Consider the following 21,281-nt stretch of genomic DNA (forward strand, 5'->3'; position numbering starts at 1 on the left):
ATGTTTCGTAAGCTTGCACTCGGTCTGATCGCTGCCGGCTCGCTCGGTGTTGCCGCTCTCGCCCCCACCGCCGCTTCGGCCCACGGTTTCCACCATCACTGGGGTCCCGGCTGGGGCTTTGGCGGAATCTACGTCAACACCGGCGTCAACAACTGCTACCAGGAGCGCGTCGTCCAGACCCGCCACGGCCTGCGCGTCCGCGTCGTGAATGTCTGCGCCTACGGAATCTACTGATATCTCGCGCCGTCGACAAAGCCCCGATCGCTCCGCGATCGGGGTTTTGCATTTGCCTAGCCGGCCTGCCGCTGCCGGCGAAACCAGGCCCAGGTCTCGCGCGTCGTCGCGATATAGCCGCGGCCGCGATAGACGATCTCGCCGTCGACGATCTCGTTCAGCTTCGGCAGCGCGTGGAAGGGTATCGAGGGATAGGCGTGATGCTCGACGTGGTAGGGCATGTTCCACGCGAACCATTTGACGAGCGCGCCGGTGTAGGTGGTGCGCGTGTTCTGGAAGGCGCTGCGGGTGCGGTCGCAGCCGGTGTGCTCGGCATAGAGATAGGGCCGCAGGAAGAACTGCCCGATGACAAGCGGCACGATCCAGACCCAGAGCAGCAGCGCCGAGGAGAACCACAGCGAGAGCGCGAGCAGGAGCGCATAGAGCGCAGCATAGGCGCGCGCCTCACGCACGATGGTGGCGCGCTTGTTTTCGGGAATCCAGGGCACCGTGACCTTGCCGGTCACGGCGTGGCCGAGCATCAGCCAGAGGCGGCCGGCGACCTGGAGCAGGCCGCTATAAGCGAGCGCCAGCTGCGTATCGGATTTCGGCTTCACGCCGACGATCAGCTCCGGGTCCTTCTCAGGATCCTGGGTGTAGCGGTGATGGTCCCAGTGAAACAGGCAGTAATATTCGTAAGGTTGTCCGATGATGAAGCCCGAAGGATAGCCGACCGCAAGGTTGAGGCCACGGCTCCTGAACGCGGTCTTGTGCGCGGTCTCGTGCAACGCCATGAACAGGAAGGCGACGAAATAGCCCTGCACCGCCATCAGCGGCAGGGCCCATAACACGCCCCAGGCCGAAGAGACCTTCCAGACCAGCGCGCCGACCAGCACGACCAGGCCGTAATGGCTGAGGCTTTTCGCGGCCCCCCTGAGATTGGAGCGCACCGACAATTCACGCAGCATCGCCGGCGTGAGCGGCTTCAGGCGGTGGCCCGGCTCTGAAACGGTTGCGTCAGTCATGATCGGATGCCTGTCTTACTTGCTGAGGAGCTGTGCGATCTCGGCCTTGATGAAGGCCTGGTCGGGTGGATTGTTGACGGGATTTCCGGCGCGATGGCCGTGCAGCGACGGGATCGGATGCAGCACCGCCGACTTTGCGTTGACCAGCCGACCGAGTTCGTCCTCGTTGTCGCGGACGTCGAAATAGCGATCGGTGGCGCCCGGCATCAGCAGCATGTGCGCCTTGATCGCGGCGAGCGCCCGATCGAGATCGCCGCCGAATGCGGCGCAGCGGCTGATATCGCCGCTCTGCCAGATTCCGATCTGCGCCAGCAGGTCGTTGGCATCGCGCCGCGCGAACGTCGCGTCCCACCCACGGACGAGATAGTCCTCAAGCGAGCTGAAACCGGCATCGCGCCAGAGCTCGTTGCGATAGAAGCCGTGCGACATCGCCCAGCCGGCATAGACGCGCCCCATCGCGCGGTAGCCGACGGTGGGCTTCTCGACGAAACGGCCGTTACGGAAGGCGGGATCGCCGGTCAGCGCGGCCTTCACGCTTTCGAGGAAAACACGATTATAGGGCGCGCAGCGCGCACTGCCGCAGACCACCGCGGCGCGCTCGACCATCTCGGGATGGCGGGCGGCCCAGTGATAGGCCTGCATGCCGCCCATCGACCAGCCATAAACCAGCGCGAGCTTCGAGATGCCGAAGCGCCCGGTGAGAAGGCGGTGCTGGACCGCGATGGCGTCGTGGTAGGTCGGCTCAGGGAACGGGCCAGCCGTGTTCGAGGGCGAGGACGACAGGCCGTTGCCGAACAGATTCGGGATGACGATGAAGTAGCGTTCGGGATCGAGCACGCCGCCGGCCCCGATCAGCCATTCGGTGTCGTAATGCTGCGCGCTGAACGAGGTCGGGTAGAGGATGACGTTGTCTTTGGCCGGGCTCAGCGCGCCGTACGTCTTGTAGGCGAGCGTCATCGAGGGGAAGATGGCCCCGGACTGGAGCGTGACGTCGCCGGCCTCGAAGGTCTCATAGTCGCGCTGCGCCGTCATGCGTTCAACTCCGCTCACGCGGTCGCAGAACGCGCCGCTGAAATGGCGATGCATCGATCATGCCGGGCCGCTCACGCATCATTGCGTCACGATTAATAACTGTACGAATAGTACATATATTAGCAGGTGGCAAGATGTATCTGGCCGGTTCGCTGGCTCAAGCGATGGCCGCCAGATAGCGCGCGACCGACGCCGCGAATGCGGCCTTGGCCCCCGCGGCGATGTTGCGCCCCCACCAGGCGCCGTAGATGCGATCGAAGGCGAGCGGCTCGACCGCGGCCGCGATCCGCCGCACCGCAGCGGCATTGAGCGGCATGTAGTTCGGATAGGAATACATGAAGCTGACGAAGCGGCGGTCCATCGTCACCTGCGCGATGTCGCCGGTGAGCAGCGCGCCCCTGCCGTCCGCGCCCTGCCGCCAGTGCAGCATGGTGGCGCCGGCGAAATGGCCGCCGCTGCGCAGCAGCACCACGTCGTCGGAGATGCGATGGCTGTCGCCGGTCCAGTGCACGATCGAGGCATGCGGCCGCGTCACCCATTGGCGGTCATCCGCGTGCAGATAGACCGGGATGCCGCCGAAAGCCTCGCTCCAGTCGGCGAGCGCGCCATAATAATGCGGATGTGAGATCGCGATTGCCTGCAGTCCACCGAGCGAGCGGACCTGCGCGATCGCCTCCGGCGTTGCCAGCGGCACGCAGTCCCACATCACGCAGCCGTCTGCGAGCGGCACGAGCAAGGCGCGCTGGCCGATGGCGAAGCTCGGCTCGAGTGCAAGACCGGTCAGGCCGAGATCGTCGCGACAGATCATGCGATGGCTTTCCGCCAACGCCTCGCGGGTGAGGAAGGTCTGCCCTTTCCAGTTCACGAATTGCCGTTCGTCCTCGCAGATCGGACAGGACGCAGGAGGTCTTTCGCTGGCCGGGAATTGCGCGCCGCAGGTTTCGCAGGTCCAGAGGGACATGGCTCGTGATCCAGGATGTGACGCTTCAAATATGGACAGGCGCGCGTCGACGGCAAGAGCGCTGCAAGCGGGAAAGGCGAACGACGCCTCACGTCCCGAAATTCTTCTGGATCGCCTTGTCGAGCGTCTCGCCGCCGACGAAGCGCTGGCGCAGCTCGCGCTTGAGCAGCTTGCCGCTCGGATTCTTCGGCAGGCTATCGACGAAGATGACCCGCTTGGGCACCTTGAAATGCGCCATCTGGCCGGCGCAGTGCTTGATGACGGATTCTTCGTCGAGCGTCTCGCCGCTCTTGACCACGACGATCGCGGTGACCGCCTCGATCCAGCGCGGATCGGGCAGCCCGACGACGGCAACCTCCGACACCGCCGGGATACGATACACCATCTCCTCGACCTCGCGGCTCGCGACGTTCTCGCCGCCGGTCTTGATCATGTCCTTGACGCGGTCGACCACGGTGATGTGACCCTCGCCATCGACGGTAGCGAGATCGCCGGAGTGAAACCAGCCGCCGGAGAACGCGGCCGCCGTCTTGGCGGGATCGTTGTAATAGCCGGACAACAGGTGCGGCGAGCGGTGCACGATCTCGCCGACCTCGCCGACCTTGACGTCCTCCATCGCCGTATTGACCACGCGCGTCTCGACGTTCAGCACCGGCTTGCCGGCCGAGCCGGCCTTGCGCAGCTGGTCCTCGGGCCGCAGCACGGTCGCGAGCGGCGCGATCTCGGTCTGGCCGTAGAAGTTCCAGAATTTAACGGCGGGCAGACGGCGCTGAAGCTCGAGCAAGACTTCCACCGGCATGATCGAGGCGCCGTAATAGCCCTTCTGCAAGGTCGACAGGTCGGTCTTGTCGAAATTGGGCGAGCGCAACATCGCGATCCAGATCGTTGGCGGCGCGAAGAACGACGTGATCCTGTGCGCCTGGATCAGCGCCAGGATGTTGTCGGCGGTCGGCTTGCCCGTAATCACGCCGGAGGCGCCGAGATAGACTTGCGGGCCAAGGAACACGTCGAGCTGGGCGCAATGATAGAGCGGCAGCGCGTGCAGGAATTTATCGTCCACACTCATGCCGCCGTCGATGATGCAGCTGACATACTGCCACATCACGGCTTCATGGGTCAGCATCGCCCCCTTGGGCAGCGACTCCGTACCGCTGGTGTAGACGATCTGCGCGAGGTCGCGGCTGTCGACGGACGCCTCCAGGAACGAGCCGTCGGCATGAAGCAGATCGTCGAAGGTGGTGAGGCCGGCGGGCGCGGTGGCGGGATCCTCGCCCGGGAGCCAGATCATCTTCTCGACCGCAGAGTCCTTCGCACTTGCCGCGCGCGCGGGCTCGACGAAATCAGGCCCGGTCGCAAGCAGCTTTGCGCCGGAGCTCTTCAGGATGAAATTGATCTCATCCGGATTGAGCATGAAGTTGATCGGCACCAGCACCGCGCCGATCCGCGCCACTGCGAAGCGGAGCGCGGCAAAGGCATGGGAGTTGCGCGAGAGCACGGCGAGACGATCGCCCTTCTTGATGCCGAGGCCGAGCAGGCCGCGGCCGAGCCGGTTGCAGATCGCGTCCATCTCGGCGAACGTCCAGCTCACGCCGCCGCAGCTTATCGCGAGCTTACCCGGATCGCGGCCCGCCGAACGGCGCAGGAGATCGCCGATGGAATGCTCGCGCGCTTTCGAGATGGTGGCTGCGGTGTCGCTGGACATTTCCATTCCCCAAGATTTGCAATTTGCGCGAAGCGTAGTCGGCGCTGTCGACTGCGTCAAATTGCCTGCGCGCCGGCGTCATGACGCAAGAATTGCCCCTTCGCCGGGGCAATCTAATCTGGCGCACCAACTACAAGGATCGGGGGAAATGTCATGTATCGGATCGCACGCGCCGCCCTTGCGGCCGGGCTGTTGTCTGCGCTTTTCATCAATCCGTCGCCCGCCCAGCAGACCCCGCTCAAGATCGGCGTGCTCTCCGACTTCTCCTCGGTCTATTCCGACATCGGCGGTATGGGGAACGTCGAGGCCACCAGGATGGCCATCGAGGATTTTGGCGGGCAGATGTTCGGCAAGCCGATCGACATGGTCTCGGCCGACGTGCTCAACAAGCCCGACGTCGCCTCCACCATCGCCCGCAAATGGTGGGAGACCGAGGGCGTCGACATGATCATCGACCTGCCGACCTCGGCCACCGCGCTCGCCGTGATGGAGCTGTCGAAGCAGTACGAGAAGATCATGATCGTGACGGATGCGGCGAGCTCCGACATCACCGGAAAATCCTGCTCGCCCTACACCGCGCACTGGACCTACGACACCTATGCCAACGCCCACACCGTCGGCAGCGCCATCGTCAAGAACGGCGGCGACACCTGGTTCTTCCTCACCGCCGACTACGTGTTCGGCCATTCGGTCGAGCGCGACACCGGCGACGTGGTGAAGACCGCCGGCGGCAAGGTGCTCGGCAGCGTCAAGCATCCGCTCAACACCGCCGACTTCTCGTCCTTCCTGCTCCAGGCCCAGGCCTCCAAGGCCAAGATCATCGGGCTTGCCAATGGCGGCGGCGACACTATCAACGCGATCAAGCAGGCCGGCGAGTTCGGCATCGTCGCCGGCGGCCAGAACCTGGCGGCGATCGTGATGTTCATCTCCGACGTGCACAGCCTGGGGCTGAAGCTCGCGCAGGGGCTGATCATCACCGAGGCCTATTACTGGGACCTCAACGACAAGACCCGTGCCTTCGGCAAGCGCTTTCTGGAGCGCGTCAAGCGGATGCCGACGATGAACCAGGCCGCGACCTACAGCGCGACGCTGCATTACCTCAAGGCCGTGCAGGCCGCCGGCACCAGGGACACCAAGACCGTGATGGCCAAGATGCGCGAGCTGCCGGTAAGGGATGCCTTCACCGACAACGGCACACTGCGCGAGGACGGCCGCATGGTCCACAGCATGTACCTGTTCCAAGTGAAGAAGCCCGAGGAATCCAGGGGTCCGTGGGACTATTACAAGCTGCTCGCCGAAGTCCCGGCCGACCAGGCCTTCCGGCCGCTGAAGGACGGCGGCTGCCCGCTGCTGAAGTAGCGCTTTGCGCGCATCGGGGACCTGCCTTCCGTCGCGGGGCAGGTCCACGGCATTGCATTGCACGGAAAAAACGAGCGAGCGCTCTCTCAGAAATTCTGGTCCGCCCCCTTTCCCGACGGCCACTCTCTGCGCTAGGAATGACGACAAGGGTGTAAAGCCCACGCCTGGATCAACAACAACGCCAAAAGACCCGGGAAGAAATTTGGGGAGGCAGCGTGAATCTCGCGCGCCGACGACCTTGGACGAACGCGTTCTCGACGGAAGCGCTGTGCACGCGCATTCTGGAACGTCACCGCGACTCAATCCGCGTCCAGAAGCCACGTCTTGCCGTCGCAAATCTCGCGCGTATCATCGGCGCAACCCTCACCCTCTCCAACAAGCAGGGCTTTCACGCCACGACGCTGCGCCAGCTCGCGGAGGCCTCCGGCCTCAGCATGGGCGGCCTCTATACGTATATCGACAGCAAGCCCAGGCTCCTGTCGATGATCCTCGGCGAGGTCGCGGCAACGGCGACCGAGGTTCTGACGGCGCCTCCCGACGACGTCAGGAATGACGCCCACAGGCACCTCGACTGGATCATCGCGACCCATATCCGCATGAGCGAGGCGATGCAGCCCTGGTTCGTCTTCGCCTTCATGGAGGCGAAGTCCTTTCCGCCGGCGGAACGTCAGCGCGCGATCGACATGGAAGCCATGACCGAGAAGATCATCGCCGACGTCCTCAGGCAGGGCGTCGCCAGCGGCGCCTTCACGATCGACCATGTCAGGCTCACGGCGTCGTTGATCAAGCCGCTGCTGCAGGACTGGTACGTCAAGCGCGCCAAGTACCGCAAACGGGGCACGTCGATCGACGGATACATCGATGGCGTCGGCAACTTCGTGAGCGCCGCCTTGTCGAGTGGCACCCGCGCCAACGGACGCTCGTCCGCCAGGGCACGCTCGCGGCCAAAGCAGATGGCGCACCCATAGTCCGCAGGAAGGGCCAGGCGATGAAGCGTTTCCGGTTCAATCAGCAAGAGATCGTCTTCGCCGTCTTCGCGCTGCTGTTCCTGGTATTCTCGATCTTCCTGCGCGGCTTTCTCACCCCGGAGAACATGCTGACGCTGCTCCAGAACGTCTCCGTGCTCGGCATCCTCGGCCTTGCCATGGCGATCGTCGTGATCGGACGCGGCATCGACATCTCGCTGATCGCCGCGCTCGCCGTGCCGCCGGGGCTGGTCTTGCAGATGGTGCAGAACGGCCACTCGCTGCCGGCCTCGCTCCTGACCGCCGTGCTGCTGACGATCGCCTTCGGACTCGTCAATGGCTGGCTGATCGCCTACGCCGAGGTTCCCTCGTTGTTCGCGACGCTCGCGACCGGCTTGCTCCTCGCCGGTCTCGGGCAGGCCGCATTGTTCCAGCTCGACGTCGTGCAGTGGAGCCCCGGCATGGACGGCTTCGAGCGGCTCGGACAGGGCACGATCCTCGGCATCCCGACGTCGATCATCATGTTCGCGATCGCCTGCATCGTGGTGGCTTTCCTGCTGCGCCAGACGCGCTGGGGCGCCTATATCTATGCGATCGGCGACAACCCTTTCGCCGCGCGCGTCACCGGCATTCCCTCCCGCCCGATCATCGTCCTGCAATATGTGATCGCCGCCCTGATCGGCTGCTTCGCCGGCCTCGTGTTGGCTGCATCCGTCAACTCGATGCCGACCCGCATCTTCAACTCCACGCTCATCTACGACGTCATTCTGGTCGTCGTGCTCGGCGGCATCGGGCTATCGGGCGGCCGCGGCGGCGTCCTGAACGTCGTGATCGGCACGCTCCTGATCGGCACGATGCTCAACGGCATGACCATCATGGACATCTCCTACGCCGGGCAGAATCTCATCAAGGGCGTGGTTCTGCTGCTCGCCGTCATCACCGATTCCTTCCTCAATCCGCGCAACGAGGAGACGGCGCAGCAGGGCGACATCTGACCGACCCAACGAGATAACGACAACCACAACCAAGGAGGAAGCAATGAAGCATCTCGGCAGCCCGACAAGGGCCATCGTTGCAGCACTGGGCCTTGCGGCCATGACCGCACCGGCTTTGGCCCAGCAGGGCCTGGACGAGCCGTTCCAGAAGCCGTTCAAGGAAGCGCTGGCCGGCAAGACCGTGGCCTATGTTCCGGTCGCGATGAACTTCGACCTCACCGAGGGCTGGTATGCCGGCCTGAAGAAGGAGCTCGAGCCGCTCGGCGTCAAGTTCGTGATCCGCGACGCCAACTGGAACACCAATGCCGGCGCGCAGGCCGTTACCTCGCTGATCTCGGAGAAGCCGGCGGTGATGGTGGTCCATAATCCGGACGTGCAGACCTATGCCAAATTGCTCCAGCGCGCCGAGAACGAAGGCATCTACGTCATCCAGATCAACATGGGCTCTGCCTATCGGAGCTCCGCCTTCGTCGGCGCCAACTGGGTCGAGATCGGCGAACGCCAGACCGAAGGCGTGGTCAAGGCCTGCGAGGGCAAATCGAACAAGATCGCGATCATCCAGGGCGCGCTGTCGGCGGCCGCCAGCGCCTATACGCTCAAAGGCGTCGAGAACGTGCTCGTCAAGCATCCCGAGATCAAGGTGGTGTCGAGCCAGGCCGCCGATTGGGACGCCGCCAAGGCCAAGGCGATCACGCAAACGGTGCTGAAGCAGAACCCCGATCTCTGCGGCATCGTCGGCTTCTGGGACGGCATGGATATCGGCACGGCGGCGGCCGTGAAGGAAGCCGGGCTCACCGGCAAGGTATTCCTGGCCACCTCGGGCGGCGGCGAACGCAAGGGCGCGTGCGAACTGGTGAAGTCGGGCGCGTTCGATCTCAACATGAGCTACGACGTGCCGACCCAGGCGGCACAGATGGCAGGCACGATCAAATGGCTGCTGTCGTCGGGCGTCAAGCCCGGCTCCGTCAAGGGCTCGGAATACACCACGCTGATTCCGATCACCAAGGAGAACGCCGACAGCCAGACCGCCTGCTGGAATCTCAGCGACCTCAAGAAATAGTTCGACGCTGACGCTCGAGGTCCCCTGGGCCGTTGCGGTCTCGGGGGCCTCGCTCCCAACATCTTCCATGCCCCGCCGGAATGCCGATGCGCGACACCCTGACAAGCCTGCGTTACCGCTACTGGCCCGATCATCTGCTCGGCGAAATCCTGTCCAAGCGATGGACCGAGACGGCCATCCCGGTCATCCTGCTGCTGATCGTCGGCCTCGCGCTCAGCCGGTCCATCGACAATTTCCTGTCGCCGGCGAGCCTTGCCGACACCGCGCGCCAGGCCGGAGAGATCGGCTTCATCGCGCTCGGGCTGGCGCTGGTCGTCATCGTCGGCGGCATCGATCTGTCCGTCGGTTCGATCTTCGCACTGACGGATTTCTGCGCGCTCTATCTGCTCGACGTGCTGGGCTGGCCGGTCCCGGCGGTGGTGGCCGCCACGCTGCTCTGCGGTGCGCTGCTCGGCGCCGTCAACGGCGTCCTGATCGGTTATCTGCGGCTGCGCGCCTTCATCACCACGCTGATCACCCTGATCATCTACCGCTCGGCCTACGACCTCCTGATCCAGCGCTACTCCAACGCCATCGCTTCGGCCTTCCCAGACATCCCGTCCTGGGACTTCATCGGCGGCGGCAGCATCTTCGGCATCCCGACCGTAGCGCTGGTCTATATCGTCATCGCCATCTTCGGCCATATCTTCATGACGCGGCTGCGGCCGGGCTGGCATATCACCGCGATCGGCGGCTCGCGCCGCTCGGCGTACAATTCCGGCATTCCCGTCCGTCGCACGATCGCGCTCTGCTACGTCGCAAGCGGCGTGCTGACCAGCATCGGCGCGCTGTTCTTCGCCTCCCGGCTCGGCACCGTCGGCGGCGACATCGGCGTCGGCCTCGAGGTGATCGTGCTGACCGCGACGGTGCTGGGCGGCATCACGCTCGGCGGCGGCAAGGGCTCGGTCGCCAAATCCGCGGTCGGGGTCCTGATCGTGCTCCTGATCACCAATGGTCTCACGACCATGAACGCGCGCGGCGGCGTCAACCGGATGGCGCTCGCCGGCATCCTGCTCGTCGCCGCGATGGTCGACATCCGCTGGCAGAAGAATCGGACGCGCATCATCAGCAAGGTCTACGTCGCCCCGACCTACCACGCGCTGCCGCCGCCTCCCCCGACCGAGATCGGGCAGGGCGGCCCGTTCGAGCAGAACGACAAGCTGCGCGACGTCGAATTGATCGGCCTTGGCCGCATCGAGGCGCCGGAGGACGTCATCCTCGATCGCCACGACAACCTCTATGCGGGCTCGCGCCACGGCGACATCGTCCGCTTCCTCGCGCCCGACTATCAGAAGATGGAAGTATTCGCCCATATCGGCGGCCAGCCGCTCGGCATGGCCTTCGATCGCGAGGACAATCTCTACATCTGCATCGGCGGCATGGGGCTCTATCGCATCAAGCCCGATGGCACCGTGGAAAAGGCGACCGACGAGACCAACCGCAGCATGCGTTCAGTCAACGACGACAGCCGCCTTCGGCTCGCCGACGACCTCGACATCACCGACGACGGCCTCATCTTCTTCTCCGAGGCGACCGTGCGCTACGAGATGGACGAGTGGCCGATCGATGGCCTCGAGGCGCGGGGCAACGGCCGCATCATCTGTTACGACACCAGGACCGGCGCGACACGGACGGAATTGCGCGGCCTCAAATTTCCCAACGGCATCTGCGTGGCCAGCGACGGCCAGTCGATCCTGTTCGCCGAGACCTTTGGCTGCTCGATCAAGCGCTATTGGTTCGCAGGACCGAAGAAGGGCGCGGTCGAGGTGGTGATGGACAACCTCCCCGGCTACCCCGACAACATCAACCTCGCCTCCGACGGCAATTACTGGCTGGCGCTGGTCGGCATGCGCAGCCCTTCGCTCGACCTCGCCTGGAAGATGCCCGGCTTTCGGCGTCGCATGGCCAAGCGTGTGCCGGTCGACGAGTGGCTGTTCCCCAACATCAACACGGGCTGCGTGGTCAAGTTCAACGAGCAGGGCAAGATCCTCGAATCGTTCTGGGACCTGCGCGGTGAAAACCATCCGATGATCACCTCGATGCGCGAGCATCGCGGCTACCTCTATCTCGGCGGCATCGCCAACAACCGGATCGGCCGCTACAAGCTCGACAACGCCGATCCCGACTTCGTCCAGTATGACAAGCGGTGGGGGAAGCTGTCGTGATCGCAGCCGTCAGGGAATTCGCCAACCGCTTTCTCGGGCGCGGCGAAGCCACCATCACGGTGCCGTCCTTCGACGGTGCCTTGAAGCCCAACCAGAAGCTGGAAGCCGCCGACACCTTGCTGACGTGCCAGGCGCCGGAGGACCTCGCCACCGATGGCCGCAACCTCTTCATTGCGGACGGTCCGCGACTGATGTGCCTGAATGGCGGCTCGCCCTCGGAGATCCGCACCTTCGATCGGCCGATCTCGGCGTTGTGTGTCCTTCCCGAAGGCGGCCTTGCCGTGGCGCTCGGGGGACGCGAGGTGCGTCTCTATGCAAGCCCTTCGGCCGAACAGCCAAGCGTGACGTTCACCGACGCCGCCTTCAATGCCGTCAACGCGCTCGCGCCAGCGGGCGACAACACGCTGATTGCGACGGACGGCTCGGCGACATGCGGCGTCGACGACTGGGCGCGCGACCTGATGGAGCTCAACCGGAGCGGCCGCGTGTTCAGGCTGGATCCCGGCAGCAAATCCGTGACGGCGCTGGCCCAGGGGCTCGGCCATGCCTTCGGCGCCTGCGCGCATGGCAACGGCGTGCTGGTCAGCGAGAGCTGGCGCCACCGCCTCGTTCTGGTGACGCCGGGCGCATCGCCCCGGATCGTGCTCGCCCACCTGCCCGTCTATCCGTCGCGACTGACAAGAGCCGCGGGCGGCGGCTACTGGCTCACCGCCTTCACCGCGCGCACCCAGCTCATCGAGTTCGTGCTGCGTGAGCCGGCCTATCGCCGCCGCATGATGACGGAGATCGATCCGGCGTATTGGGTTGCCCCGCGCCTGCGCTCAGGCCTCTCGTTCAAGGAGCCGATGCAGGGCGCGCACATCAAGACCATGGGCGTCATCAAGCCGTGGGCGCCGCCGCGATCCTACGGACTCGTCATCCGTCTCAACCCCGATGGCCAGCCGCTCTATTCGCTGCACAGCCGGGTTGACGGCGTCAATCACGGAATCGTTGCGGCCATCGAGATGGGCGACGACCTCGTCCTGATCGCCAAGGGACCTGGCCGTGTCCTGCGACTGCCGCTGGCCGGCCTTGCCGAGGAGTTTTGCCAATGAGCGACATCATGCTCTCGCTGCGCAAGGCGACAAAACTCTACGCCGGCGTTCCCGCCATCGACGGGGTCGACTTCGACCTGCGCCGCGGCGAGATCCACGCGCTGGTCGGCGAGAACGGTGCCGGCAAGTCGACGCTCACCAAGGTCATGGCCGGCGTGGTGACGCTGACCTCGGGCGCCATGACGGTCGACGGCGCGGACGTCGCACCGAGGACGCCGCTGGAGGCACGCAATCTCGGCATCGCCATGGTGTTCCAGGAGAACAGCCTGGTGCCGACCATGACGGTGGCGCAGAATTTATTCCTCGGGCAGGAGAAGTTTTATAACCGCTTGCGCGGAATCTACATCGCCGCGCAGCAGTTTCTGCAATCGCTCAATTTCGACGTCACGCCGACCGCCACGGTCAGCGGTCTCGGCGCGGCCAAGAAGCAGATGGTTGAGATCGCGCGCGCGGTTCTGCACCGCGCCAAGGTCATCATCTTCGACGAGCCGACCGCGTCGCTGACGCCGGAGGAGAAGAAATACTTCTTCGACCTCGTCCGCGACCTCAGGAAGCGCGGGGTCTCGATCGTCTTCATCTCACATGCCCTGGAAGAGGCCCTGCTGCTCGCCGACCGCATCACGGTCCTGCGCGACGGCAAGCATGTCGTGACCGACGACGCCGCCAGGTTCGACCGCGCCGCGATCGTACAGGCCATGGTCGGCCGCGACCTGTCGAACACGCTCTACGGCGCACGCAAGCGCGGCGTGCGGCCGGCCGGCGCGCGCGTGCTCACGGTGCAGAATTTGAAGATGGCGCCGATGGTGAAGAACAATTCGCTGTCGGTGTTCGCAGGGCAGATCACCGGCGTATTCGGCCTCGTCGGGGCCGGCCGCACCGAGACGTTCAAGATCGTCTCCGGCGTGCTGAAGCGCGACTTCTTCCACGGCGGCGAGATCCTGCTGCACGACAAGCCGGTGCGCTACCGGGTGCCGGCACCGGCGGTCAAGGCCGGCATCGCCTATGTCACCGAGGATCGCAAGGTCGAGGGCTTCTTCGAGACGTCCTCGATCGCGCGCAACATCTATCTCGGGCTTCTGTCGAAGTTTCCCAAGGGCCGCATGATGCTGTCGCGGCGGGAAACCGCGACCATCGGCAAGACCTGGATCGAGAAGCTCGGGGTTCGCGCCATCGGCGACCACGGCAAGGTGGTCGAGCTGTCCGGCGGCAATCAGCAGAAGGTCGTGATCGCCAAATCGCTGGTGCAGGAGCCCGACCTGATCATCTTCGACGAGCCGACCCGCGGCGTCGACGTCGGCGCCATCGTCGAGATCCACGAGCTGATCAACCAGCTGGCCGACGAGGGCAAGGCCGTCGTGGTCATCTCGTCCTATTTGCCCGAGATCATGGCGCTGTCCGACCGCATCCTGGTCTCACGCCAGGGCAAGGTCGTGGAGGAATTCTCCGCGCTGGACGCGACCGAGGAAAAGATCATGTACGCGGCGATCCACTAGGCGCCGCCAGAGCGCTCGGGGCCAGCCGACTGCCTGAACCTTGGGCAGAGGCAACGGTCGCGCAATCTGATCTGCATCAAGTTGCGCTGCAAAAATCGCGGCAATGTTGGACCGGCTTCGGCTGCGCGGCTTCCACCTCGGAGATATCCGTAGCGGCCGGCCATTCGTGTCTCAACATGTGGGCGCCGCGGCGCGGTGTTATGAACAGATGAACTTCACTCCGGGCCGCGTCATCGCCGCGATCGCCATCCTGCTTGCAGGCGGCGGCTATTACTACTGGCAGCACCGCGATTCCAACACGCTGCCGGCGGGCTTTGCCCGCGGCAACGGCCGCATCGAAGCGGTTGAGATCGACATCGCCACCAAGACGCCGGGCCGGATCCGCGAAATCCTGGTCAACGAAGGTGATTTCGTGAACGCCGGCCAGGTTCTGGCGCGGATGGACACCGAGCAATTGCAGGCGCAGCGCCGCCAGGCCGAAGCGCAGCTCCAGCGCGCATCCGTCAATGTCGAGACCGCGAAGAGCCTGGTGAACCAGCGCGAGGCCGAACGCAGGGCTGCGGAGGCCGTGGTCGACCAGCGCATCGCCCAGCTCGACACCACCAGCCGCAAGCTCGATCGTTCCGAGCAATTGATCAGGACGAATGCGGTGTCGCAGCAGGTGCTGGACGACGACCGCTCGGCCAACGCCACGGCGAAGGCGGCACTTGCCGCCGCCCAGGCCCAGGTCGCGGCCTCAGAGGCGGCGATCAGCTCCGCCCGCGCCATGGTGATCGATGCCGGCGCCTCGGTCGACGCCGCCAAGGCCGCGATCGAAAGCATCAACGCCGACCTCAACGACAGTGTGCTGAAGGCGCCGCGCGAAGGCCGCGTCCAGTATCGCGTGTCGCAGCCGGGCGAGGTGCTCGCGGCCGGCGGCCGCGTCCTCAACATGGTCGATCTCGGCGACGTCTACATGACATTCTTCCTGCCGACCGCGGATGCCGGCCGCGTCGCGATCGGCTCCGAGGTCCGCCTCGTGCTCGACGCCATCCCGCAATACGTGATCCCGGCCAAGGCCACCTTCGTCGCCGACGTCGCGCAATTCACGCCCAAGACCGTCGAGACCGAGGAGGAACGCCAGAAGCTGATGTTCCGCATCAAGGCGCATATCGCGCCCGAGCTGCTGCGCCAGCACATCGAACATGTGAAGACCGGCCTGCCCGGCATGGCCTATGTGCAGCTCGATCCGGCCGCGCAATGGCCCGACAATCTCAAGATCAAAGTGACCCGATGAGCGCGACTGCCGCAGCCGACGCACCGGCCGGGCCCGGCAGCGTGGTGCATCTCGAAGGCGTAGGCCTGAGCTACGGCAAGACCCGCGCGCTGGATGGCATTACCCTCGACCTGCCGTCCGGCTGCATGATCGGATTGATCGGACCCGACGGCGTCGGCAAATCCAGCCTGCTCGCGCTGATCGCCGGCGCTCGCGAGATCCAAGAGGGACGCATCCATGTGCTTGGCGGCGACATGGCGAGCTCGCGCCATCGCCGTACGGTCTGCCCTGATATCGCCTATATGCCGCAGGGGCTGGGCAAGAATCTGTATCCAACGTTGTCGGTGTTCGAGAACATCGACTTCTTCGGCCGCTTGTTCGGACACGACAAGGCGGAACGAAGCAGACGGATCGCTGGCCTTTTGCGCGACACCGGGCTCACCCCCTTCGCCGACCGCCCGGCCGCAAAGCTCTCCGGCGGCATGAAGCAGAAGGTGGGCCTGTGCTGCGCCCTGATCCACGATCCCGAGTTGCTGATCCTGGACGAGCCGACCACCGGCGTCGATCCCTTGTCGCGGCGCCAGTTCTGGGAGCTGATCGCCTCGATCCGGAGCAGCCGGCCCGGCATGAGCGTGATCGTCTCAACCGCCTATATGGAGGAGGCCGCGCAGTTCGACTTCCTGATCGCGATGAACGCCGGCCGCGTGCTGGCGACGGGAACGCCTGCCGCGCTCAAGCGTCAGACCGGCGCCGACACGCTCGACGACGCCTTCATCCGTCTCTTGCCGGAGGCCGATCGCGGCAATCACACCGGCGTCGTCATCCCGCCGCGCAGCGCGGACCATGACGAGATCGCGATCGAGGCGGACCACCTGACCCGGCGCTTCAATGACTTCGTCGCTGTCGACGATGTCAGCTTCCGCATCAGGAAGGGCGAGATCTTCGGCTTCCTCGGTTCGAACGGATGCGGGAAGACGACGACCATGAAGATGCTCACCGGCCTGTTGCCCGTGAGCGAGGGCAATGCGCGACTGTTCGGCAATGCGATCGATGCCGGCGATATGTCCGTGCGCCGCCGCATCGGCTACATGTCGCAGGGCTTCTCGCTCTATTCGGAGCTGACGGTCGCCCAGAATCTCGATCTGCATGCGCGGCTGTTCGGGCTGTCGGCGGAGACCATCGCCGCGCGCATCCAAGAGATGATCACCCGGTTCGATCTTGCGGAGGTGTCCGACGCGCTGCCGCTCGGCCTGCGGCAGCGGCTGTCGCTGGCGGTCGCCATGATCCATGCGCCGGACATCCTCATTCTCGACGAGCCGACCTCCGGCGTCGATCCCGTCGCCCGCGACCGCTTCTGGCAGATTCTCGCCGAGCTCTCGCGCAAGGACAACGTCACCATCTTCGTCTCGACCCATTTCATGAACGAGGCCGAGCGCTGCGACCGGATCTCGCTGATGCACGCGGGCAAGGTGCTGACGTCGGACACGCCTGCCGCGATCGTGGCCGCGCGCGGCACCGCCACGCTGGAGCAGGCCTTCATCGCCTGCCTCGAAGAGGCGATCGCTGACACGGCGGATGCAGCCGGCCCGCCTGCGGCCGCATCGCCCGCGCCGGCTGCGACCGCTACGCCGCCGCGCAAGCGCAGCAGCGCGACGTTCAATCCGATCCGCATGCTGGCCTATTCCCGGCGCGAGGCGCTCGAGCTGCGCCGCGACCCGATCCGCGCGACGCTCGCGATCCTCGGCAGCGTGCTGCTGCTGTTCGTGCTCGGCTACGGCATCAGCATGGACGTCGAGAACCTGACCTTCGCCGTGCTCGACCGCGACGACAGCGCCATCAGCCGCGACTACAGCCTGCAGATCGCGGGGTCGCGCTACTTCACCGAAAAGCCTCCGATCACGGATTACGCCGATCTCGACCGCCGGATGCGCGCCGGCGAGATTGGCCTCGCCATCGAGCTGCCGCCCGGCTTCGGCCGCGACGTCAGCCGCGGTCGCCATGTCGAGATCGGCGCCTGGGTCGACGGCGCCAACCCCACCCGCGCCGAGACGCTGCGCTCCTACGCCCAGGCGATCCACGCCACCTGGCTCGCGCAGAAGGGCCGCGAGCTCTATGGCGAGGCGGCGATCGCCGGCTCCTACAGGCTCGAGCTCCGCTACCGCTACAATCCCGACGTCAGAAGCGTCGTCGCCATGGCGCCCGGAATCATTCCGCTGCTCCTGATCATGATTCCGGCGGTGCTCGCCGCGCTCGCGGTGGTGCGAGAGAAAGAGCTCGGCTCGATCGTCAATTTCTACGTGACGCCGGTGACGCGGCTGGAATTCCTGCTCGGCACGCAACTGCCCTATGTCGTGCTCGCATTCGGCAACTTCCTGCTCCTCGTCGGCTTCGCGCTCGCCGTCTTCGGCGTGCCCTTCACCGGCAGCTTTCCGACCTATGCGCTCGCCGCCCTGCTCTATGTCACCGCCACGACCGGCATGGGGCTGGTGATCTCGGCCTTCATGAACAGCCAGATCGCGGCGCTGTTCGGCACGGTGCTGATCACGCTGATCCCGGCCATCCAGTATTCCGGGCTGATCGATCCGGTTTCATCGCTCCAGGGACTGGGCGCACTGGTCGGGCGGCTCTATCCCACCACCTATTTCGTCACGATCTCGCGCGGCACCTTCTCCAAGGGCCTCGGTTTCGAGACTCTCCACAACGATCTCCTGGCGCTCGCCGTCATGATCCCGGTGCTGGTGGCAGCCGGCACAATGCTGCTGAAGAAACAGGCCCGCTGACCATGCGCATCGACAACGTGCTTCAGCTCGGCATCAAGGAATTGCGCGGCCTCGTGCGCGACCCGATGCTGCTCGTGCTCATCGTCTACTCCTTCACGCTGGCGGTCTATGCAGGTGCCAAGGCACTGCCGGAAACATTGAACCGCGCCGCGATCGCCATCGTCGACGAAGACCATTCGCCGATATCGACCCGCATCGAGATGGCGTTCACGCCACCCTACTTTTCCGAGCCGCGCCTGATCTCGCAATACGAGATGGACCGGCGGATGGACGCGGGTCTCGACACCTTCGCGCTCGACATCCCACCGGACTTCCAGCGCGACCTGCTGGCGCGGAGATCGCCCGCGATACAGCTCAACGTCGATGCGACGCGGATCTCGCAGGCCTTCAACGGCGGCGGCTATGTCGAGCAGATCGTCAGCGCGGAGATCGCGGAATTTCTGGCGCACACGCGCAATGCACAGGCCGCACCGATCGAGCTGGCGCTGCGGGCGCGGTTCAACCCGGAACTGAAGAAGTCCTGGTTCGGCGCCATCGACCACGTGATCACCTCGATTACCATGCTCTCGATCATCCTGACCGGCGCAGCGCTGATCCGCGAGCGCGAGCACGGCACGATCGAGCACCTGCTGGTGATGCCGGTCACGCCATTGGAAATCATGGTGAGCAAGATCTGGTCGATGGGAGCGGTGGTGCTGATCGCCTCCGCCTTGTCGATCATCTTCGTGGTCAAGGGGTGGCTGGCGGTTACCATCGATGGCTCGGTGGCGCTGTTCCTCGTCGGCGCGGCGCTTCAGCTCTTCGCCACCACCAGCATGGGCATCTTCCTCGCCACCGTCGCCGGGTCGATGCCGCAGTTCGGGCTGCTGCTGATCATGATCCTGCTGCCGCTGCAGACCCTGTCGGGCAGCATGACGCCGCGGGAGAGCATGCCGCAATTCGTCCAGGACATCATGCTGGCGGCGCCCAACACGCATTTCGTGATGCTCGCGCAGGCGATCCTGTTCCGCGGCGCGGGCCTGGAGGCCGTCTGGCCGCAGCTCGTCGCGCTCACGCTGATCGGCGTCGTCTTCTTCCTGATCGCGCAGCGCCGGTTTCGCGCGTTTCTGGCCTAGGCACGACGCGCGGCCCGAGCGTATTGCCCGGCCTCAAAGCTTGTGCCCCTTCTGCCGCAGCGCCTCGATCAGGCGCTGCTTCAGCTCGTCGGCCGCCTTCTGACCGACGTCCTGGCCGATCTGCATGCTCGCCTGCGCCAGCGCATCCGACTTCTCCAGGAATTTTCGTCCCACGGGCTGGGCGTAGAACGCCTCGATCTGGCGCAGCTCATCGACGGTGAAGCTGGCGGCGTAGAGAGCCGCGATCTGATCGATCATCGAGGCGACGAACGGAGCATAGATCTCGGCGCCGGGCGCCGTCAGCGCATCATAGTCGCGCTCGATCTCCGGCCTGTCCTGGGCGACCACCGGCCTGAGCTTAAGCAGGAGCTGCGGCAGCAGCGTACGATACTGGTCCGCAATCTTCAGCGTGACGACGAGCTTGCGCGCTGCATTCATCGCCTCCGGCGGCGGCGCCTGCGCCGACGCGCCGCAGACCAGGAACAGGAGCGTGCCGGCGATCGTCAACAAACGTCTGGACATGAACCTCTCCGTGAGAAGGCGAGCTGGCGCCACGATGCTTTCAACGGCTCGCGGGCGCCCCGGCCGCGGCCGGAGCGCTTTCGGGCTCGGAATCCTCGACCTCCGTCACCTTCACGAACAGGCTGGGCACGCGTTCGGCACGATCGAGCAGCCAGGCGGCGCCGATCATGATGACGATGCCGACGACGGAGACGGCGAGCTGCTCCCAGACGCCCTTGGTGTATTGCGTCAGGATCCAGTGCGCGGAGAACGACAGGAACACCCCGAGGCAGAAGATCGGCAGCGAATGCTGGCCGCAGAGGATGACCGGGCGCAGCCAGGGTGTGTGCAGCGACCGCCATTTGCGCGAGATGAAATGGGTGACCCAGATCGCCAGCGCCAGGAAATGCGTGAAGCGCAGCATGTCGAGATCGGTCTTGTCGATCGGGTAGATCGCCTTGATCATCCATTTCGGGATCAGGGCCTCGAGCGCGGGAACGTGCCAGGTCATCACGATCAGGAGCGCGAAGGCGAGCCAGGCCGCAGCTAACGTCATCGCCGCCTTCGACCACACCCATGTCGCGATCTTCCCGATCTGGCCGATGCCGCACCAGGCCGCGAACACGAACATCAGCTGCCAGCAGAACGGGTTGAAGTACCATTTCGTGCCGGGCGGATAGGAGGCGACGTTCCAGTCGAACCAGCGCGACAGCACATAGAGCACCACGGAGGCGGCGAGGGTCAGGTTCGGCCGCCGCACCAGGCACCAGACGATGAAGGGCGAGGCGAACACCAGCGCGATGTAGAGCGGCAGCACGTCGAGATTGACCGGCTTGTATTTCAGGACGATCGCCTGCCCGATCAATTCGTCCGGATGCGACAGGAAGTTGAACACGTTGAACTCGTGCTCGTACATCGGATTGTCGAAGCGGCGCGCGGTGCGCGCGATCTGCGCCGTGAACAGCAGGAACAACATGATGTGGGCGACGTACATCTCGGCCGCGCGACGCCACAGCCGCTTGAGCGCGGCGAGAAACCAGCCGCCCGCGATGATCGGCCCGTAGATCCAGCCGACCAGATAGCCGGAGATGAAGACGAAGAACTCGGCGGCGTCGCTGAAGCCGTAATTGCGCAGCGTCAGCCAGGCCACGACGTCGTGCGGGATGTGGTCGAGGAAGATCATCCACAGGCCGATGCCGCGGAAGAGGTCGAGCCGCAGGTCGCGCTCGACCGGCGCCAACAGTGCTGACTGGTCCCGTGTGATCATGGCCCCGCCTCTTCCGGTGGGCGTCGCGCCGTGGCGGCGCCGACAAAATGCAATGCTAAAAAACGCGAATCAAAAGATCACCTGGCCCTGCGGCTAGCTTCCCGCCAACGGTAGCCGACCCAGGTGCCCGCGCAAGGGACTTCGTCATCACGGGCGGCGGGGACCACCGCCGGGCCGCGCCGAACCGGCGGCCATCCCACTAGAACATCGAAAACAACCCCATGCACAGTAGAAGTGACACGATAAGCCATTGTGATTAC

The 21,281-nt window shown here is 65.0% G+C and carries 17 protein-coding genes; 11 read left to right on the forward strand and 6 right to left on the reverse strand.

Annotated elements, in window-relative coordinates; all coding sequences use genetic code 11:
* Entirely contained in the window at nucleotides 1-234 is a 234-nt protein-coding gene (locus ACE10W_RS36970) for a hypothetical protein (protein ID WP_027543365.1), read from the forward strand.
* A 56-nt stretch (nucleotides 235-290) separates the two neighbouring features.
* On the opposite strand, the gene ACE10W_RS36975 is transcribed toward ACE10W_RS36970, so the two are convergent.
* The 4 genes from ACE10W_RS36975 to ACE10W_RS36990 form a co-directional block, all read right to left on the reverse strand.
* A complete protein-coding gene (locus tag ACE10W_RS36975) occupies nucleotides 291-1,238 on the reverse strand; it encodes a fatty acid desaturase (RefSeq protein ID WP_304548886.1) in 948 nt (315 codons plus the stop codon).
* Between the two features lie 15 nt (nucleotides 1,239-1,253).
* On the reverse strand, nucleotides 1,254-2,270 hold the full coding sequence (locus ACE10W_RS36980; RefSeq protein WP_304548888.1) for an alpha/beta fold hydrolase: 1,017 nt from the start codon (nucleotides 2,268-2,270) through the stop codon (nucleotides 1,254-1,256).
* Nucleotides 2,271-2,427: 157 nt separating this feature from the next.
* Nucleotides 2,428-3,231, reverse strand: a complete 804-nt coding sequence (locus ACE10W_RS36985; protein WP_304548890.1) for an MBL fold metallo-hydrolase — start codon at nucleotides 3,229-3,231, stop codon at nucleotides 2,428-2,430.
* 88 nt (nucleotides 3,232-3,319) lie between these two features.
* The gene (locus ACE10W_RS36990; RefSeq protein WP_304548892.1) at nucleotides 3,320-4,933 is read right to left on the reverse strand and encodes an acyl-CoA synthetase; all 1,614 of its coding nucleotides are present in this window, start codon (nucleotides 4,931-4,933) and stop codon (nucleotides 3,320-3,322) included.
* Between the two features lie 153 nt (nucleotides 4,934-5,086).
* Between ACE10W_RS36990 and ACE10W_RS36995 the strand changes: the two genes are divergently transcribed.
* From ACE10W_RS36995 to ACE10W_RS37040, 10 genes are all read left to right on the forward strand, one after another.
* Nucleotides 5,087-6,292, forward strand: coding sequence for an ABC transporter substrate-binding protein (locus tag ACE10W_RS36995; protein WP_304548894.1), 1,206 nt, complete (start codon nucleotides 5,087-5,089; stop codon nucleotides 6,290-6,292).
* A 215-nt stretch (nucleotides 6,293-6,507) separates the two neighbouring features.
* Nucleotides 6,508-7,260: a TetR/AcrR family transcriptional regulator gene (locus ACE10W_RS37000; RefSeq protein ID WP_011090590.1), complete on the forward strand. Its 753-nt coding sequence runs from the start codon at nucleotides 6,508-6,510 to the stop codon at nucleotides 7,258-7,260.
* Nucleotides 7,261-7,280: 20 nt separating this feature from the next.
* Complete coding sequence (locus ACE10W_RS37005; protein WP_011090591.1) at nucleotides 7,281-8,252, forward strand: ABC transporter permease; 972 nt, start codon at nucleotides 7,281-7,283, stop codon at nucleotides 8,250-8,252.
* A 43-nt stretch (nucleotides 8,253-8,295) separates the two neighbouring features.
* Nucleotides 8,296-9,312 carry a sugar ABC transporter substrate-binding protein gene (locus ACE10W_RS37010; RefSeq protein ID WP_304548898.1) on the forward strand — a complete coding sequence of 339 codons (1,017 nt, stop codon included), beginning with the start codon at nucleotides 8,296-8,298 and terminating at the stop codon, nucleotides 9,310-9,312.
* 80 nt (nucleotides 9,313-9,392) lie between these two features.
* A complete protein-coding gene (locus ACE10W_RS37015; RefSeq protein ID WP_028173769.1) occupies nucleotides 9,393-11,516 on the forward strand; it encodes an SMP-30/gluconolactonase/LRE family protein in 2,124 nt (707 codons plus the stop codon).
* A complete protein-coding gene (locus ACE10W_RS37020) occupies nucleotides 11,513-12,610 on the forward strand; it encodes a hypothetical protein (protein ID WP_028173768.1) in 1,098 nt (365 codons plus the stop codon). The genes ACE10W_RS37015 and ACE10W_RS37020 overlap by 4 nt, the downstream gene beginning before the upstream one ends.
* Nucleotides 12,607-14,103, forward strand: a complete 1,497-nt coding sequence (locus ACE10W_RS37025) for a sugar ABC transporter ATP-binding protein (protein WP_304548901.1) — start codon at nucleotides 12,607-12,609, stop codon at nucleotides 14,101-14,103. Before ACE10W_RS37020 ends, ACE10W_RS37025 begins: the two co-directional genes overlap by 4 nt.
* Before the next feature lie 208 nt (nucleotides 14,104-14,311).
* Nucleotides 14,312-15,379: an HlyD family secretion protein gene (locus ACE10W_RS37030; protein WP_304548903.1), complete on the forward strand. Its 1,068-nt coding sequence runs from the start codon at nucleotides 14,312-14,314 to the stop codon at nucleotides 15,377-15,379.
* Nucleotides 15,376-18,138, forward strand: coding sequence for a ribosome-associated ATPase/putative transporter RbbA (gene rbbA, locus ACE10W_RS37035; protein WP_304548905.1), 2,763 nt, complete (start codon nucleotides 15,376-15,378; stop codon nucleotides 18,136-18,138). The genes ACE10W_RS37030 and rbbA overlap by 4 nt, the downstream gene beginning before the upstream one ends.
* Nucleotides 18,139-18,140: 2 nt before the next feature.
* Nucleotides 18,141-19,253, forward strand: a complete 1,113-nt coding sequence (locus ACE10W_RS37040) for an ABC transporter permease (RefSeq protein WP_011090598.1) — start codon at nucleotides 18,141-18,143, stop codon at nucleotides 19,251-19,253.
* Nucleotides 19,254-19,286: 33 nt separating this feature from the next.
* Here ACE10W_RS37040 and ACE10W_RS37045 read toward each other — a convergent pair whose 3' ends face one another.
* Nucleotides 19,287-19,775, reverse strand: coding sequence for a DUF2059 domain-containing protein (locus ACE10W_RS37045; protein ID WP_304548907.1), 489 nt, complete (start codon nucleotides 19,773-19,775; stop codon nucleotides 19,287-19,289).
* A 40-nt stretch (nucleotides 19,776-19,815) separates the two neighbouring features.
* Nucleotides 19,816-21,021 carry an OpgC domain-containing protein gene (locus ACE10W_RS37050; RefSeq protein WP_304548908.1) on the reverse strand — a complete coding sequence of 402 codons (1,206 nt, stop codon included), beginning with the start codon at nucleotides 21,019-21,021 and terminating at the stop codon, nucleotides 19,816-19,818.
* Between the last annotated feature and the right edge of the window lie 260 nt (nucleotides 21,022-21,281).

This window comes from Bradyrhizobium sp. B025, from assembly GCF_042257955.1.
GTDB classification, from domain to species: Bacteria; Pseudomonadota; Alphaproteobacteria; order Rhizobiales; family Xanthobacteraceae; genus Bradyrhizobium; species Bradyrhizobium diazoefficiens.

What these genes read in the sequence shown, in the direction of transcription:
- ACE10W_RS36970 (WP_027543365.1), top strand. Translation starts at nt 1, where the DNA reads ATGTTTCGTAAGCTTGCACTCGGTCTGATCGCTGCCGGCTCGCTCGGT.
- ACE10W_RS36975 (WP_304548886.1), bottom strand. Translation starts at nt 1,238, where the DNA reads ATGACTGACGCAACCGTTTCAGAGCCGGGCCACCGCCTGAAGCCGCTC.
- ACE10W_RS36980 (WP_304548888.1), bottom strand. Translation starts at nt 2,270, where the DNA reads ATGACGGCGCAGCGCGACTATGAGACCTTCGAGGCCGGCGACGTCACG.
- ACE10W_RS36985 (WP_304548890.1), bottom strand. Translation starts at nt 3,231, where the DNA reads ATGTCCCTCTGGACCTGCGAAACCTGCGGCGCGCAATTCCCGGCCAGC.
- ACE10W_RS36990 (WP_304548892.1), bottom strand. Translation starts at nt 4,933, where the DNA reads ATGTCCAGCGACACCGCAGCCACCATCTCGAAAGCGCGCGAGCATTCC.
- ACE10W_RS36995 (WP_304548894.1), top strand. Translation starts at nt 5,087, where the DNA reads ATGTATCGGATCGCACGCGCCGCCCTTGCGGCCGGGCTGTTGTCTGCG.
- ACE10W_RS37005 (WP_011090591.1), top strand. Translation starts at nt 7,281, where the DNA reads ATGAAGCGTTTCCGGTTCAATCAGCAAGAGATCGTCTTCGCCGTCTTC.
- ACE10W_RS37010 (WP_304548898.1), top strand. Translation starts at nt 8,296, where the DNA reads ATGAAGCATCTCGGCAGCCCGACAAGGGCCATCGTTGCAGCACTGGGC.
- ACE10W_RS37015 (WP_028173769.1), top strand. Translation starts at nt 9,393, where the DNA reads ATGCCGATGCGCGACACCCTGACAAGCCTGCGTTACCGCTACTGGCCC.
- ACE10W_RS37025 (WP_304548901.1), top strand. Translation starts at nt 12,607, where the DNA reads ATGAGCGACATCATGCTCTCGCTGCGCAAGGCGACAAAACTCTACGCC.
- ACE10W_RS37030 (WP_304548903.1), top strand. Translation starts at nt 14,312, where the DNA reads ATGAACTTCACTCCGGGCCGCGTCATCGCCGCGATCGCCATCCTGCTT.
- rbbA (WP_304548905.1), top strand. Translation starts at nt 15,376, where the DNA reads ATGAGCGCGACTGCCGCAGCCGACGCACCGGCCGGGCCCGGCAGCGTG.
- ACE10W_RS37040 (WP_011090598.1), top strand. Translation starts at nt 18,141, where the DNA reads ATGCGCATCGACAACGTGCTTCAGCTCGGCATCAAGGAATTGCGCGGC.
- ACE10W_RS37045 (WP_304548907.1), bottom strand. Translation starts at nt 19,775, where the DNA reads ATGTCCAGACGTTTGTTGACGATCGCCGGCACGCTCCTGTTCCTGGTC.
- ACE10W_RS37050 (WP_304548908.1), bottom strand. Translation starts at nt 21,021, where the DNA reads ATGATCACACGGGACCAGTCAGCACTGTTGGCGCCGGTCGAGCGCGAC.